Annotated in this window: 18 protein-coding genes; 2 read left to right on the forward strand and 16 right to left on the reverse strand. The window is 63.6% G+C overall.

Going from position 1 to position 15212, the window contains the following annotated elements; all coding sequences use genetic code 11:
- Window positions 1–52 precede the first annotated feature (52 nt).
- The 7 genes from AC2T4A_RS01785 to AC2T4A_RS01815 form a co-directional block, all read right to left on the reverse strand.
- Window positions 53–799 (reverse strand): phage tail tube protein, encoded by a 747-nt coding sequence (locus tag AC2T4A_RS01785; RefSeq protein ID WP_486742610.1) that lies wholly within the window; start codon window positions 797–799, stop codon window positions 53–55.
- Window positions 800–918: 119 nt separating this feature from the next.
- Window positions 919–1374, reverse strand: a complete 456-nt coding sequence (locus AC2T4A_RS01790; RefSeq protein ID WP_486742612.1) for a hypothetical protein — start codon at window positions 1372–1374, stop codon at window positions 919–921.
- A gap of 67 nt (window positions 1375–1441) precedes the next feature.
- Window positions 1442–1774: a phage holin family protein gene (locus AC2T4A_RS01795; protein WP_486742613.1), complete on the reverse strand. Its 333-nt coding sequence runs from the start codon at window positions 1772–1774 to the stop codon at window positions 1442–1444.
- A 314-nt stretch (window positions 1775–2088) separates the two neighbouring features.
- Window positions 2089–2352, reverse strand: coding sequence for a GNAT family N-acetyltransferase (locus AC2T4A_RS01800; RefSeq protein WP_486742614.1), 264 nt, complete (start codon window positions 2350–2352; stop codon window positions 2089–2091).
- 30 nt (window positions 2353–2382) lie between these two features.
- A complete protein-coding gene (locus tag AC2T4A_RS01805) occupies window positions 2383–2562 on the reverse strand; it encodes a hypothetical protein (RefSeq protein ID WP_486742615.1) in 180 nt (59 codons plus the stop codon).
- An 82-nt stretch (window positions 2563–2644) separates the two neighbouring features.
- Window positions 2645–3004: a PA0613 family protein gene (locus tag AC2T4A_RS01810; RefSeq protein WP_045212666.1), complete on the reverse strand. Its 360-nt coding sequence runs from the start codon at window positions 3002–3004 to the stop codon at window positions 2645–2647.
- A 20-nt stretch (window positions 3005–3024) separates the two neighbouring features.
- Window positions 3025–3234, reverse strand: coding sequence for a TraR/DksA C4-type zinc finger protein (locus tag AC2T4A_RS01815; RefSeq protein ID WP_486742616.1), 210 nt, complete (start codon window positions 3232–3234; stop codon window positions 3025–3027).
- A 398-nt stretch (window positions 3235–3632) separates the two neighbouring features.
- Here AC2T4A_RS01815 and AC2T4A_RS01820 point away from each other — a divergent pair, with 398 nt between their 5' ends.
- Together AC2T4A_RS01820 and AC2T4A_RS01825 are read left to right on the forward strand one after the other, a co-directional pair.
- The gene (locus tag AC2T4A_RS01820; RefSeq protein ID WP_486742617.1) at window positions 3633–4403 is read left to right on the forward strand and encodes an XRE family transcriptional regulator; all 771 of its coding nucleotides are present in this window, start codon (window positions 3633–3635) and stop codon (window positions 4401–4403) included.
- A 120-nt stretch (window positions 4404–4523) separates the two neighbouring features.
- A complete protein-coding gene (locus AC2T4A_RS01825) occupies window positions 4524–4850 on the forward strand; it encodes a pyocin activator PrtN family protein (protein ID WP_486742618.1) in 327 nt (108 codons plus the stop codon).
- Window positions 4851–5144: 294 nt separating this feature from the next.
- On the opposite strand, the gene trpE is transcribed toward AC2T4A_RS01825, so the two are convergent.
- The 9 genes from trpE to AC2T4A_RS01870 all read right to left on the reverse strand — a co-directional run bounded on the left by trpE (window position 5145) and on the right by AC2T4A_RS01870 (window position 15170).
- A complete protein-coding gene (trpE, locus tag AC2T4A_RS01830; RefSeq protein ID WP_486742619.1) occupies window positions 5145–6638 on the reverse strand; it encodes an anthranilate synthase component I in 1494 nt (497 codons plus the stop codon).
- Window positions 6639–6850: 212 nt separating this feature from the next.
- A complete protein-coding gene (locus AC2T4A_RS01835; RefSeq protein ID WP_486742621.1) occupies window positions 6851–7669 on the reverse strand; it encodes a phosphoglycolate phosphatase in 819 nt (272 codons plus the stop codon).
- Complete coding sequence (gene rpe / locus AC2T4A_RS01840) at window positions 7669–8343, reverse strand: ribulose-phosphate 3-epimerase (RefSeq protein WP_486742622.1); 675 nt, start codon at window positions 8341–8343, stop codon at window positions 7669–7671. The genes AC2T4A_RS01835 and rpe overlap by 1 nt, the downstream gene beginning before the upstream one ends.
- Window positions 8344–8556: 213 nt before the next feature.
- Window positions 8557–9384: an ABC transporter permease gene (locus AC2T4A_RS01845; RefSeq protein ID WP_416743379.1), complete on the reverse strand. Its 828-nt coding sequence runs from the start codon at window positions 9382–9384 to the stop codon at window positions 8557–8559.
- A gap of 162 nt (window positions 9385–9546) precedes the next feature.
- Complete coding sequence (locus tag AC2T4A_RS01850) at window positions 9547–10794, reverse strand: ABC transporter permease (RefSeq protein ID WP_486742623.1); 1248 nt, start codon at window positions 10792–10794, stop codon at window positions 9547–9549.
- A gap of 129 nt (window positions 10795–10923) precedes the next feature.
- Window positions 10924–11973: an ABC transporter substrate-binding protein gene (locus AC2T4A_RS01855; RefSeq protein ID WP_416743381.1), complete on the reverse strand. Its 1050-nt coding sequence runs from the start codon at window positions 11971–11973 to the stop codon at window positions 10924–10926.
- Window positions 11974–12041: 68 nt separating this feature from the next.
- Window positions 12042–13151 (reverse strand): ABC transporter ATP-binding protein, encoded by a 1110-nt coding sequence (locus tag AC2T4A_RS01860; RefSeq protein WP_024763595.1) that lies wholly within the window; start codon window positions 13149–13151, stop codon window positions 12042–12044.
- A gap of 187 nt (window positions 13152–13338) precedes the next feature.
- Window positions 13339–14376 (reverse strand): ABC transporter substrate-binding protein, encoded by a 1038-nt coding sequence (locus AC2T4A_RS01865; RefSeq protein WP_486742624.1) that lies wholly within the window; start codon window positions 14374–14376, stop codon window positions 13339–13341.
- Between the two features lie 164 nt (window positions 14377–14540).
- Window positions 14541–15170 carry a response regulator gene (locus AC2T4A_RS01870; RefSeq protein ID WP_045212692.1) on the reverse strand — a complete coding sequence of 210 codons (630 nt, stop codon included), beginning with the start codon at window positions 15168–15170 and terminating at the stop codon, window positions 14541–14543.
- Window positions 15171–15212: the final 42 nt, after the last annotated feature.

The raw sequence follows: 15212 nt of genomic DNA on the forward strand, positions 1-15212 counted from the left end.
TTGCGCAAAACGCGAGAGCGAGTCGCACCTCAGTTCAACATCGGCAAATCACTCAGGACGCCAGCTGCATCTCGCAGAATGCGGAAATTTCACCCACAGCACGCTGCGAGCTGGCCAGCAGGGTCAGCGGACCGGTGAGCTTCAGGTACTCCTGACCGAAGACCGCCAGCTCGCTCAGATGACCGAACTTCACACGATGGCAGCGCAGCGCGAACGGCGTGCCCGACTGGGCATCGTTCAGGCCCGCGATGTAGAGCTCCCATTCCGCTTCGCTGCCATTGAGCATCTGCACAACCTTCGCCGGAAGCGGGGTGTAGCTCACCTTCACACCAGCGTCGTCGATGCCGCCGCCGGCGATCACCTGGATGCCGTGAGGAGTGAGTCGATAGTCGGTGCCAGGAACCAGGGCCGCCCCCTGCGCGGACTTGACGGTAATGGACTGTTTGGGGTCGGGGAGATGAAGGAAGGGAATCAGCTCATCGGCAACGCCCTTTGATTTCAGCGCCTCATCGGCCACCGGGGTAGTCGGGACGACACTGGTTGTGCCGCGGGTCAGCAATGCGATGTTCTCGGCGGTGATGTCGTAAAGGCCGATGGAGGCGGTGACGTCGGATACCCGCTCGCGAACGTTGCGGTTACCGCCGCCGCCCATGTAGTTGGGCAACGCCTTGCGGTCGGTCGCGTAGCTGATGCTGAAGGCATCGCAGTTGCCGAAAGGCAGGAACGGAGCCTGCGAACCGAACAGTCGGCCGTGAACAATACCCTCGCCAATGAACGAGCGATCGGTGGTTTGCATCATCAGTAGAAATCCTCAAGGACATGGAAAGTGAGAAGACCACCGGAACTCGCCTGGCGAGTTCCCGGGCCTTCAATGAAAAAGGGCGCCTTGCGGGCCCTCGATTTCTTGCAATCGGCACATCAGCCGAATCGCTCGGTATATGTCGTAGTGACCAGCATCCGAACAGCAACCGGGGCACCTGCCCCGTGCAGCCCGGTAACCTCATCGCTGGCAACGGTGATCTGCTGGGACGGTCCGCGATTCAGGCGCCATACGGCCTTGCAGACCGACCACTCGAGACGGCCGAGCAGTGACTCCCGATCCGCAGGAGAAAGCCCAACCGGGTCAAAGTGAACCTCAAGCTGGTACGTGCGGCGCCGGCGAGTATGGATAGCGGGTGCATCTGCCTCGGAAGAAGGAGTGCTGCTGGCTGTGCAGAGCCAAGCGGCCGGCAAGGTCACCGCTTCTGTCTGAGCATCCGGTTTGCCAAACTCCACCGAGTGAAGAGTCAGCGGATAGCCGTCATCCTCGCGGATCGAGGCAAGCGCACCGACCAGGCTCTCCATCAACTCATTGGAGACAATCTTCATTTCCATCAGCCATTTCCTGATTCCAGTTGATTCGAATTCCCGGGAGCATCCAGCACCGGGCTTGCCCGGCGACTCAGCGATGCTCATCGATATCGCAGACACCCAGGCGCTTCGCCGCCCAGCGTTCGTAAAGTCCGACGGCAATCTCCGCGCCGGCCGCTGCGGTCAGGCTGCCGATAGCGGCGGCAAGGGTCAGCGAAGCACCGCAGGCCATGGCCAGGAACATCACCGCCATGCCGCAGACAATCGAGGCGCCGGAACGCAACGCCAACCGGCGCAGCAATCGCCAACCACCCAGGCCCGCCTTGTCGGCGCGCCACATTTCACCGCTGATGCCGCCCGCGACAGCGAGCAGGATCAGCCCCCACAAAGGCACATCGGCCAGGGTCTGCGGTTCGTTGCCCATTGGCTCACCTTGGATAAAGACGCCCGCGAACGGGCGAAACCGGCGGCTATCAGCCAACCGGGGATGACTGCCGACGCTCTCGCCGGCCACCTGCCGAAACGGCGGATAAAAAACGCGGGCATGAAAAAGCCCGGCTCACTGGCCGGGCTTTTCGGGGTTTCGCGTTGTGCTCCCTGGGGACGCACCTTTACAAGAATGACTACTTTGTACCCCTCGATTCCCACCGGAACAAGGCTTCTCGGGGAATGCACTGCAATACGCAGATGACACACCGCAATGTGCCATCGAAACGCCGAAATCCAGCGTCGGAAATTTCAGAGGTCTTTGCTCATCAGCACGGTAGTGAAGCCGCTGTGCCATTCCTCATCAGGGTAGAAATCGACCTCCGCATAACCCTGCTTTCCGTAGAAGGCCCGTGCCTGCAGGTTGAAGGTGTCGGTCTCCAGGCGGACACGCACATAGCCCGCGTCGGCGATGGCAACCTCGCCATGACGCAGCAGAGCCGCGCCAATGCCCAAGCGTTGATGACGGGGAGAAACATGCAGGGCATCGATGAAGTCCTCACGCCAGTCGAGCATGCCGGCCACTTCATCAGCAATGCAGGCGATCTAGAAGAACTGCAGGCGTTCATGCACGTACACGCTGGTGTGCGTAGAAGACTCGAAACGCGCAATGGCTTCGGCGCTGAGCTCGGGCTTCCAGGTGGCTTCGTAGGTTTCGCCGAGGATGCGCAGGACGGCATCGGCATCCGCGGGTTCAGCGCGGCGAATCAGGATAGGTGTCGTCATGGGTCGCGAGCATAGCGCAACGCACATGGCGAAAAGCACAAAGCCCGGCGCGGGCCGGGCTTCGAGGGAGGGAAGGAAAGGATCAGGCGACGCGGCGCATCAGCCGTGACTGGATGCTCTGATGCGCCACATGCAGGCGCAGGTAGAAGGTGTTGCGGCTGCAGCGGCAGTGCCGGTACTTCTGCGAGGCCTCACTGTCACGGTTGAGGTAATGCTCGGTGACTACGTCCTTCTGCTCGTCGGGCAGGTGGTTGATGATCAGGTCCAGTTCGGCGACGCGGTCGAGGATCACCTTGCTGCCCCGTGTGCCGCGAATCATCTCGCCCTTGTTGGCCATCATCATCGCCAGCAGGTTGCCGCCGGCATAGCCGCCACCGGCGCTGCCGGGGTTGTGCATCTCTTCGGCCCAGAGCTTGAGCATTTCATCGATGGGTTTGATCACAGTGTTTCTCCCATGGCGGCTCAGTGCCGCCGCTCCAACTCGTCCATGGCCTGGCAGTCGATGCAGCGAGTGCAGCCCGGCGCGGCCAGGCGGCGCGCCAGTGGAATGTCGTCGCCGCAGTCCTCGCAGTATTCGGCGGAGTCGATGGCCGCCGAGGAGCGGCGGCTGTGCAGCATGTCCTCGATGCGCTCCAGAACCAGGTCGTTGGCGTAGTCGGCGATATCAGCCACGGCGCACCTCCGCAGGAGCGGTGTCATGGGGCTGTAGCGCGCAGTTCGTTGGGTGGTTCATGTAAATCCTCCTGGCGACGTGCCCTCCGTGGTCGCCGAGCCTTCGGCCGCCTGGGGTGGTCAGTCGCGATCTATTCGTCGCGGACGCCGACTCGTCGGACGGCATCCATTGCCGGTACGCGGGCGGCATCTCCCTGGCCTGCCCGCGTCCTCCAGCCTGCAGGGCAGGCAACCCGCGGCTTCCTTGCCGTGGTGAGGGGGAAGCCGGTCGCCTCCCTTCAGCCAAACCGATTCTGGTTTCTCCGGTGGGCTGCTGGCTTTTATGATTACAACCACAGCTATATTTAGTCAACACCAAAGCTATTTACACGCTACAACCCAGGAGGTAGAGTGCCCCCATGGAAAACTCACCCTCATCGACGCTGGCAGAGCGCCTGAAACAGGCGATGGCCTCGCGTAACCTCAAGCAGGAAACCCTGGCCGAAGCCGCCGGGGTTTCGCAGAACACCATCCACAAGCTGACCTCGGGCAAGGCCCAGAGCACGCGCAAGCTAATCGAGATCGCCAGCGCGCTGGGCGTCTCGCCGACCTGGCTGGCCACCGGCGAAGGTGCACCGACGCAAAGCGTCGGCACGCCGACCGCGGCGCCCGCCGACGGCAGCCCGTTGCGACTGGAACCGCTGCACCCATGGGATAGCGATACGCCGCTGGACGAGGACGAAGTGGAACTACGCCTTTACAAGGAAGTGGAACTGGCGGCCGGCGCCGGCCGCACCGCAGTACGCGAGATAGAGGGGCGCAAGCTGCGTTTCTCCTACGCCACGCTGCGCGCGGCGGGGGTCGATCCAGCGGCGGCGATCTGCGCCCAGCTCACCGGCAACAGCATGGAGCCGCTGATCATGGATGGCTCCACGATCGGCATCGACACCGCCACCACGCACATCACCGACGGCGAGATCTACGCCCTTGAACATGAGGGCATGCTGCGGGTGAAGTTCGTCTATCGCCTGCCGGGTGGCGGCATCCGCCTGCGCAGCTTCAACCGCGACGAGTACCCTGACGAGGAGTACCCGCCGGAGCAGTTCGATAGCGGCCAGATCCGCATGATCGGCTGGGTGTTCTGGTGGTCCACCGTGCGCCACCGTCGCGCACCAACCCTGGTTCGCTGAACCCCGTTCGCAACAGGAAAGCCCCGCTTAGGCGGGGTTTTTCTTACGTGTCGATTGAAGATAAATACAACCTTTGCTATATTTCTCTTGTCGCCACCACCATCGGAACAGGAGAGTCCCATGCAGTCGACCGCAGATGTCCGCCCCGCCCCCCGCCCGGAGACGGTGAGCCTGGTCTATCAGATTTTCGGGGATGTCCTGGTGCCGCTGGAGCAGGTGCGCGAGCGCTGGTTCCGCAACCTGAACCGGGAGAATTTCAGCAAGGCACTGTCCTGCGGGCGCATCGCCCTGCCGGTGACCACGCTGGACGACAGCCACAAGGCAATGCAGTACGTCGCGGTGGATCACCTGGCGGCCTATGTGGAGGAGCGTTCGCAGCAAGCCGATGTGGCGCTGGCTCGGCGCAAGGCGAATCTGCAGGTGATGGAAGCACGGCAGGCCGGTTGAGTCCCGGTGCGCGACACGTCATGTGCTGTAGGAGCGAGCTTGCTCGCGAACCCGCCCAGCGATGGAGGAGCCGGCAGACTCAGTTCGCGAGCAAGCTCGCTCCTACCAAGAGCTGTATCCCCTGATATTCCTGCGTTGGGCGTTCCCCTCACCCCAACCCTCTCCCAGAGGGAGAGGGGGCAGCTCGGAGCAAGCGGAACGTCCCGCGCCAGCCGGTGGATTCCAGCCGGCATCCGGCGGTTCGAGCCCCAATAAAAAGCCCCGCCGAAGCGGGGCTTTCATCGAGCCGGCCACTCAGTCGCGGCCATGCACCTTGGCCGTGTGCTCGGCCAACGCGACGGCGCGGAACATGGCGCGGCGCTTGTTGATGGTCTCTTCCCACTCCGCCGCCGGCACGGAGTCGGCAACGATGCCGCCGCCAGCCTGGACGTGAAGCTCGCCGTTCTTGATTACCGCAGTGCGGATGGCGATGGCGGTGTCCATGTTGCCGTTCCACGCGAGGTATCCCACGGCGCCGCCGTAGACGCCACGCTTGACCGGTTCCAGCTCGTCGATGATTTCCATCGCACGAATCTTCGGCGCTCCGGACAGGGTGCCAGCCGGCAGGATGGCGCGCAGGGCGTCCATCGCCGAAAGCTCGGGCTTGAGCTGGCCGTTGACGTTGGAAACGATGTGCATGACGTTGGAGTAGCGCTCGATCACCATCTGCTCGGTGACCTTTACGCTGCCGGTCTGCGACACGCGGCCAACGTCGTTGCGGCCCAGGTCGATGAGCATCAGGTGCTCGGCGATTTCCTTGGCGTCGGACAGCAGGTCTTCTTCCAGGGCGCGGTCGGCCTCTTCGGTCGCGCCACGCGGGCGGGTGCCGGCGATGGGGCGCACGGTGACTTCACCATCCTCGACGCGCACCAACACTTCCGGCGAGCTGCCCACGACGTGGAAGTCGCCGAAGTTGAAGAAGTACATGTAGGGCGTCGGGTTGAAGCAGCGCAGCGCACGGTACAGGTCGATGGGCGCAGCAGCGAAGTCGATGGACATGCGTTGCGACGGCACCACCTGCATGCAGTCGCCGGCGAGGATGTACTCCTTCACGGTGTCCACCGCCCGCTCGTAGTCCTCGCGGGTGAAGCTGGCGCGGAATTGCGGCTCCGGCGCGTTGACCGCGCTGAAGTCCAGGCCACGGCGCGGGGTGATCGGCTGGCGCAGGCGCTCCAGCAACTCATCCAGTTGTGCCAGGCCCTTGTCATATGCGTCGGCCTGCGCCGGGTCGGCGAGGACGATCGCGTGCATCTTGCCGGCGAGGTTGTCGAAAACGACCACCGCGTCGGAGACCATCAGCAGAATGTCAGGATTGTTCAGCGGATCCGGGTTCGGGCACTGCGCCAGGCGCTGCTCGACGTAGCGCACGCAGTCGTAACCGAAGTAGCCGACCAGGCCACCGTTGAAGCGCGGCAGGCCGGCGATGGTCGGTACGCGGTAGCGCTCCTTGAACTCCTCGACGAAGGCCAGCGGGTCGGCGCATTCGAAGCTCTCGATCTCGACGCCGTCGACCTTGATGCTCGCCTGGTGACCGTACACTCGCAGCACGGTACGGCTGGGCAGGCCGATGATCGAGTAACGCCCCCACTTCTCGCCGCCCTGTACGGACTCGAGCAGGTAGGTGTTGGGGCCATCGGCGAGCTTCAGGTAGATCGACAGCGGGGTATCGAAGTCGGCAAGGGTTTCGCAGGTCAGCGGAATGCGGTTGTAGCCTTCGGCGGCCAGGCGCTGGAATTCTTCGCGGGTCATGATCAGCCTCGTGGAATAAGAGCCTGTTTAGGATCTCGCGAGCTAGAGCGGAACAAGGCGAAATCGCTTGAGAGAGCGGAGTTTACACGCAGTAAATGAGCATCTCGAAAGCGATTTCAACGCAGTGCCGCCGACGCGCAGCAGATAGTAAACGGGCTCTGAGGGGGAAACGGACTTGGGTGCACACACGCCGGCGTACCGGCCAAAGGATGTCAGGCGCGCCAGCGCCACCGGGCCAGGGCCTTGATGACTTTCATCCAGAGTGTGTGGGGAGCCGTTTCCACGGTGCTGTCTCGCTGAGCGGGTTTTGAAGCGGAGTCGGGCAACACTATCGCTTTGCCCGAGTCGAAGCAAGGCAGCAGATGGCGCAGGTCGTCGAGCACCAGTGTCGGGGTTTCCTCAGCGATGGGGCGGCCGTGGTTGTAGCCGTAGCTCAGGCCCACGCTGCGCACGCCGGCGGCCTTGGCCGCGAGGATGTCGTTGCGCGAGTCACCGACGAACAGCGCCTGTTCTGCCGACACACCGGCCATCTTCATCACGAACAGCAGCGCGGCCGGGTCGGGCTTCTGCTGCGGCAGGGTGTCGCCGCCGATGATCCAGCGGAAGAACTTGCCCAGCTTCATCTCGTCGAGCAGCGGGCCGACGAAGCGCTCGGGCTTGTTGGTGATCAGCGCCAGCTCAACGCCGCGCTTCTTCAGCCACTTCAGGGTCTCGATCACGCCGGGATAGACCACGGTCAGCGCGTGGCTATCGGCGTAGGCGTCCATGAACAGTTCGAGGGCGCGCTCGGTGTCTTCCTCGCTGACCCCATCGTGTTCGATGTCATTGGCCAGGGCGCGGCGCACCAGCACGCGTGCACCGTTGCCGACCCAGTGACGCACCGCGTCCAGGCCGGCCGGCTGGCGCCCGAGCGTCAGCAGCATCTTGTCCACCGCCGCGGCGAGGTCGGGGACCGAATCCACCAGGGTGCCGTCCAGGTCGAACATCACCAGACGCGGCAGCCCGGCGAACGGCAGTTGTGCAGCGCTCATCACTTGCGCGCCTGCGCCAGCTCAGCGTGCATGGCGCGGATGACCTCGGCGTAGTCCGGTGCATTGAAGATGGCGGAACCGGCGACGAAGGTGTCGGCGCCCGCTTCGGCGATTTCGCGGATGTTCTTCACGTTCACCCCGCCGTCGATTTCCAGGCGGATGTCGCGGCCGGAGGCGTCGATCAGGGCGCGGGCTTCACGCAGCTTGTCGAGGGTGCCGGGGATGAATTTCTGCCCGCCGAAGCCGGGGTTCACGCTCATCAGCAGGACCATGTCGATCTTGTCCATCACGTACTTCAGCGCATCCAGCGAGGTGGCCGGGTTGAACACCAGGCCCGCCTTGCAGCCGCCGTCCCTGATCAGTTGCAGGGAGCGGTCGATGTGCTGGGTCGCTTCGGGGTGGAAGGTGATGTAGGTGGCACCGGCTTCGATGAAGTCGCCGATGATGCGATCCACCGGGGAAACCATCAGGTGCACGTCGATGGGCGCAGTGACGCCGTACTTGCGCAGGGCCGTGCAAACCATCGGGCCGATGGTGAGGTTCGGCACGTAGTGGTTATCCATCACGTCGAAGTGGACGATGTCGGCGCCGGCAGCGAGCACTTTGTCCACATCCTCGCCCAGGCGGGCGAAGTCGGCGGAAAGGATCGACGGAGCGATGGCGTAGGGTTGCATGGCGCACCTCTGTGGGCGGAAATCACGGATGGCGCGCATTGTAGCCGCTCGGACGGCTCGAAGGGGATCGCACCGATGATCGCCACCGATGGCCGAGGCGAATAGTGCAGGAGGGGGCGACAGCTCAGGCGAGGGCGCAGGCAAAAAAATCGCGGATCAATCCCGCCCCTGTGGGTGAGCACAGGGACGAGACCGTCCGCGAAACACTGTGAATCAGGAAGTCGGTGCGGTACGCAGTTTCTCGCTGCGGCCGCGCAGCCACTCGAGGGTGAGCAGGAGCAGGACGGAGAAGCCGATCAGCAGGGTCGCCGCGGCGGCGATGGTCGGGCTGAGGTTCTCGCGGATGCCGCTGAACATCTGGCGCGGCAGGGTGGCCTGCTCGGGGCCGGCGAGGAACAGGGTCACCACCACTTCATCGAAGGAGGTGGCGAAGGCGAACAGCGCACCGGAGATGACGCCGGGAGCGATCAGCGGCAGGGTGACCTTGAAGAAGGTCAGCACCGGCGGCGCGCCCAGGCTGGCGGCGGCGCGCACCAGGTTGTAGTTGAAGCCCTGCAGGGTCGCCGACACGGTGATGATGACGAAGGGCACACCGAGCACCGCGTGGACGATGATCAGCGAGATGTAGCTGTTGCCCAGGCCCAGCGGCGCGAAGAACAGGTAGCTGGCCACACCGATGATCACCACCGGTACGACCATCGGCGAGATCACCAGGCTCATGACCAGCGCCTTGCCGCGGAACTCGCCGCGGGTCAGGCCGATCGACGCCAGGGTGCCGAAGACCATCGCCAGCACGGTGGCCGCCGGGGCGACGATGATGCTGTTGGTCAGCGCGCGCATCCACTCGGCGGAGTTGAAGAAGTCGGCATACCAGCGCAGAGAGAAGCCCTGCAGCGGGTAGACCAGGAAGGTGCCGGAGTTGAACGACAGCGGCACGATGACCAGTACCGGCAGCACCAGGAACAACAGGATCAGGCCGCAGAGGATGCGCAGGGTGTAGAACCACACGCGCTCGACTGGGGACATATAGGGACTCAGCATCTTCTTGTTCTCCTCGGAGCCTGCTCAATACCTGCCTGCACTTGCTCATGCGGCGTTGCGAACAGGCTCAAAATGCTCATTTACTGCGCGTAAACTGCGCTTTCTCGCCTGCTCTCGCCTTGCCTGAGCTGCGTTCGGCAAGGCCTTGAACAGGCTCCTCCATCAGCCCAGGCGCAGGCGGCTCGCGCCTACCAGCCAGCCGTAGATCACGTAGAGCACCAGGGTGGCGAACAGCAGCAGGCCGCCCAGGGCCGTGGCCATGCCCCAGTTGATGGTGGTGTTGGTGTAGAAGGCGACGAAGTAGCTGACCATCTGGTCGTTCGGGCTGCCCAGCAGCGCCGGGGTGATGTAGTAGCCGATCGACAGGATGAACACCAGCAGGCAACCGGCGCCGACGCCAGCCACGGTCTGCGGGAAGTAGACCTTCCAGAAGCTGGCGAACGGGTGGCAGCCCAGCGAAATCGCGGCGCGCATGTAGCTCGGGGAAATGCCCTTCATCACGCTGTAGATCGGCAGGATCATGAACGGCAGCATGATGTGGACCATGGAGATGTACACGCCGGTGCGGTTGAACACGAGCTGCAACGGCTGGTCGATCAGGCCCATCTTCAGTAGCGCGCCGTTGATCAGGCCGCCCGACTGCAACAGCACGATCCACGCGGCGACACGCACCAGGATCGAGGTCCAGAACGGCAGCAGCACCATGATCATCAGCAGGTTGGATTTGCGGGTCGGCAGGATCGCCAGCAGGTAGGCCAGCGGGTAGGCCAGCGCCAGGCAGATCAGGGTGATCACCGCGCCCATCCAGAAGGTGCGGGTGAAGATGTCCAGGTAGATCGACTGGTCAGGCGTGGCGCGGGCGATCTCGCCCAGGTCGTCGATGCGGTGATCGAGCGCCGCCAGCAGGTAATAGGGAGTGACGGAGCTGGCATTGCGACGAATCGCCTGCCAGTACGCCGGGTCGCCCCAACGCTCGTCGAGAGCTTCCATGGCGTCCTTGTAAGACGCCGGTTGCTCCTTGAACGGCAATGCGCGCGCGGTCTTGGAGAGCAGGCTGCGGTAGCCGGCCAGCTCCATGTTCAGGCGCTTGGAGAGATCACCGATGGTCTGGTTCTTGCGCGCGGCGACCAGGTCGTCGCTCAGCGCCTTGTACACCGCATCCGAAGGCAGCGATTTGCCGTCCCATTCGGAAATGGCGTTGACGGTCAGCGGCATGGCGCCGACGACCTCGGGGTTGTTCACGCTCTTGTAGAGCAGCGCCGCGATGGGCACCAGGAAGGTCAGCAGCAGGAAGACCAGCAGGGGCAGCACCAGCGCCTGGGACTTCAGACGGTTCATCCGCTCCGCGCGCGCCAGGCGCTGCTTGAGGGTGGGGCCGGCGACCTCGTTCAGAGACACAGCGGTGGCCATAGCGAACTCCGGTAAAACGGGCCGCCCAAGGGCGGCCAAGGTGTGGTGTCAGGAGGAGCCGCCGCGAGGGGATGGCGGCTCCGGTCCGCCACGGTCCGGGAGGCCGTGGCGGTTTGGCACTGCTGCTACTTACTTGGCAGCCCAGGCGTTGAAGCGCTGTTCCAGCTGCTCGCCGTAGTCAGCCCAGAAGGTCACGTCCATACCGACCTGGCCCTGCATGTTTTCCGGGGTGGTCGGCATGTCCTTCAGCAGGTCCTTGCTCAGCAGCGGTACGGCGTTCTTGTTGACCGGGCCGTAGGCGATGTTTTCGGAGTAGGTCTTCTGCTGCTCGGGCTGAACCGAGAAGGCGATGAACTTCAGGCTCTCGTCGACTTTCTTGGCGCCTTTGGGGATGGCCCAGGCGTCGAAGTCATAGATGCCGCCGTTCCAGACGATCTTCAGGTTGCTCTCTTTCTGCACGGCGGCGATGCGACCGTTGTAGGCGGAGCTCATGACCACGTCACCGGAGGCGAGGTACTGCGGCGGCTGGGCGCCAGCTTCCCACCACTGGATGTTCGGCTTGATCTGGTCGAGTTTCTTGAAGGCGCGATCCTGGCCTTCCTTGGTGGCCAGCACCTTGTAGACGTCCTTGGGCGCGACGCCGTCGGCCATCAGGGCGAATTCCAGGGTGTACTTGGCGCCCTTGCGCAGGCCGCGCTTGCCCGGGAACTGCTTGGTATCCCAGAAATCGGCCCAGCTGGTCGGTGCGGTCTTCAGCTTGTCTGCGTTGTAGGCCAGCACGGTAGACCAGACGAAGAAGCCGACGCCGCAGTTGCTCACGGCGCCCGGTACGTAGTCGTCAGCCTTGCCGAGGATGGCCGGGTCGATGGTCTCGAACAGGCCTTCGTCACAGCCGCGAGCCAGCTCCGGCGACTCGACTTCCACCAGGTCCCAGGAGACGCTGTTGGTGTCGACCATGGCCTTCACCTTGGCCATCTCGCCGTTGTACTCGCCGGCGACGATCTTGTTGCCGCTGCTCTTCTCGTAGGGGCCGTAGAATGCCTTCACCTGGGCGTTCTTGTTGGCGCCGCCGAAGGACACCACGGTCAGGTCGGTAGCGGCCATGGACTGGGCCGCGAAGGCCACGCCCAGAGTCAGCGCTGCGAGTTTGAGCCCCGATGCTTTCAAGGACTTCGACATTATTGTTGTCTCCACAGTGTGCAGTTTGTTTTTCTTGGATGCGTCCGGGAGTGGCCGGGCCGCTTTCGTTACGCCGCGGACAGTGGGTCGAGCGCGCGGACGTGCTCGACTTCCCAGCCCAGCGGAACCACGTCGCCAACACTGAGCGCGGGATCGAGCTCGGCGATCGGCTGTTTGACGAAGAAATCGGTACGGCCGCAGACCTCCAGGCGAATGCGCACGTGGTCACCCAGGTAGATGAATTCGGCGACGCGGCCGGAGAAGCGGTTCACGCAGTTTTCGCTGTGGCCGTTGAGGCGCACGCGCTCGGGGCGGATCGACAGGCTGACGGTATCGCCGACGTTGCCGACGTTGACCGCCAGCGCCTCGACCTTCTCGCCACGAGCCAGGCCCACGGTGCAGCGGTCGCCATCGCGGGCCTGGAGCTGGCCGGCGATGCGGTTGTTCTCGCCGATGAAGTTGGCGACGAAGGAGTTGCGCGGATGCTCGTAGAGCTCGGCCGGCGGGGCGATCTGCTGGATCTCGCCCTGGTGGAACACGGCCACGCGATCGGACATGGTCAGGGCTTCGCCCTGGTCGTGGGTCACGTAGACCACGGTCACGCCCAGGCGCTGGTGGATGTGCTTGATCTCCATCTGCATGTGTTCACGCAGTTGTTTATCCAGCGCACCCAGGGGTTCGTCCATCAGCACCAGTTGTGGCTCGAAGACCAGCGCACGGGCCAGGGCCACGCGCTGCTGCTGGCCACCGGAGAGCTGGGCGGGATAGCGGCCGGCGAAGGTGTCGAGCTGGACCATCGACAGCGCACGCTTCACGCGCTCGCTCACGTCGGTCTTGCTCATGCCGCGCACCGAGAGCGGGAAGGCCAGGTTCTCGGCCACCGTCATGTGCGGGAACAGGGCATAGTTCTGGAACACCATGCCGATGTCACGCTTGTGCGGGGGGACGTTGTTGATGGCGCGGCCGGCGAGCTGGATTTCACCGGCGGTAGGAGTTTCGAAACCGGCCAGCATCATCAGGCTGGTGGTCTTGCCGGAACCGGACGGCCCCAGCAGTGTCAGGAATTCGCCTTTGCGAATGTCCAGATTGAGGTCCTTCACGATGAGGGATTCGCCGTCGTAGCTCTTCTGCACGCCACGGAAACTCACCAGCACATCGTTTGCCTGATTCTCGGCCATCACCGCACCTTTGTTTTTTTGTAAATGCCGTTGAATCAAGCCTAGAGAAGCTGGACCGGCACGCAAATCGGGCGGTATGAGAGATTGCTATAAGGCTTAGAGAGGATGCTTTGTAGGGATCGCCCTACAAAAATTAGCGATTCGAAATGCCAGGCCCACCACCGCGCAGCGGGCCTGACAAACCGCCTCAGCGCTTGGCCCAGGCCTGGAAGCGCTGCTCCAGCGCGTCACCGTGCTCGGCCCAGAACGCCACGTTCATGCCCACGGCATTGGCGATATTCTGCGGCGCGGTGGGCAGGTTGGCGGCCACGTCCGGCGCCAGCAGTTCCACGGCCTTGCGGTTGGTCGGACCGTAGGAAATGTTCTCGGCGAAGGCCTTCTGCTGCTGCGGCTGGCCGGCAAAGTTGACGAACTGCTCGGCCAGTTCCTTCTTGAACACGCCCGAAGGCAGCGCCCAGAAGTCGAAGTCATAGATGCCGCCGGCCCAGACCATGCGGAAGCCCTTCTGCTCGGCCTGTGCGGCGGCGATCCGGCCGTTGTAGGCGGAGCTCATCACCACAGTGCCGTCGGCGAGGTCACGCACCGGGTCCTGGCCGGACTTCCACCAGTTGATGCTCGGCTTCAGCTCATCGAGTTTGCGGAAGGCGCGGTCGACGCCGTCGTTGGTGGCGAGCACCTTGTAGACGTCCTTGGGCGCGACGCCATCGGCCATCAAGGCGAATTCCAGGCTGTACTTGGCGCCCCAGCGCAGACCGCGCTTGCCGGGGAATTTCTTGGTGTCCCAGAAGTCCGCCCAACCGCTCGGCGTACCCTGCAGCTTGCTCTGGTTGTAGGCCAGAAGCGTCGTCCAGACGAAGATGCCGACGCCGCAAGGCTGCACCGCGCCAGGAACGAAATCGGCCGTGTTGCCCAGGGTCTTGGGATCGAGCTTCATGAACAGCCCTTCCTCGCAGCCGCGCGCGAGCTCGGGGGCCTCGACTTCCACCACGTCCCAGGACACATGGCTGATTTCCACCATGCGCTTGAGCTTGGCCAGGTCGCCGTTGTAGGAGCCGTGGACGACGGCGTTGCCGGTCACTTCCTTGAACGGTTTGTAGAAGGCTGCCTCCTGGGCTTCCTTGTTGGCGCCACCGAAGGAAATCACCGTGACGTAGTCCGCCAGCGCTGGCATCGCAGCGCTTCCCAGCAGGCCGAACAGCAGCCCTCCCCTTACCGCTCGCAACATCTTCTTCTCCTTGTTATCACGACGTACTGCATGAAGCCGGCAATCATTCCCTGCCTCACGCCCGCTAGATAGACGGTGTGTTACAGAAATCGGACACGTCGCACATCGTGGAGGGAAAATTCAGCGAGCCATCTGCCGCAGATCAAGCCGGCGGCGCGGGTCGGTCAGACGAGCTTGTGCTCCATGGCGTAACGCACCAGGTCCGCCACCGAGTTGGCATTGAGTTTCTGCATCAGCCGCGCCTTGTGGGTGCTGATGGTCTTGCTGCTGACCGCCAGCTGCTGGGCGATCTCGTTGACGCCCTCGCCATGCACCAGCCGCTCGAACACCGAGAACTCGCGCTCCGACAGCAGTGCATGGGGCGGGCGCGAATCGGTGAGGCCGACTTCGAAGACCATGCGGTCGGCGAGATCGGGGTCGATATAACGGCCACCACTGGCGACCTTGCGGATCGCCGTGAGCAGCAGCGCCGGGTCGCTGTCCTTGGTCGCGTAGCCGGCGGCGCCGACCTTGAGTGCGCGGGCAACCATCTGCACCTCATCGTGCATCGACAGCATGAGGATGGCCGGCGGATTGTTCAGCGCGCGGATCCGCGGGATGGCTTCCAGGCCGTTGACGCCAGGCATGGAGATGTCCAGCAGGACCACTTCGCAGGGTGTCTGGCGCAGGGTTTCGAGCAGTTGCTCGCCGTTGGTGGCCTCGCCCACCACCTGCAGGTCCTTGGCCATGCCGATCAGTTGCTTGATGCCCTCACGCACGATCGTATGGTCTTCCGCCACCAGCACTCGAATCACCGCTCTTCCTCCCGATCCACTCTTGTCATTGTCGTTATGGTT

This window comes from Pseudomonas sp. PVC-3-1 (assembly GCF_057444315.1).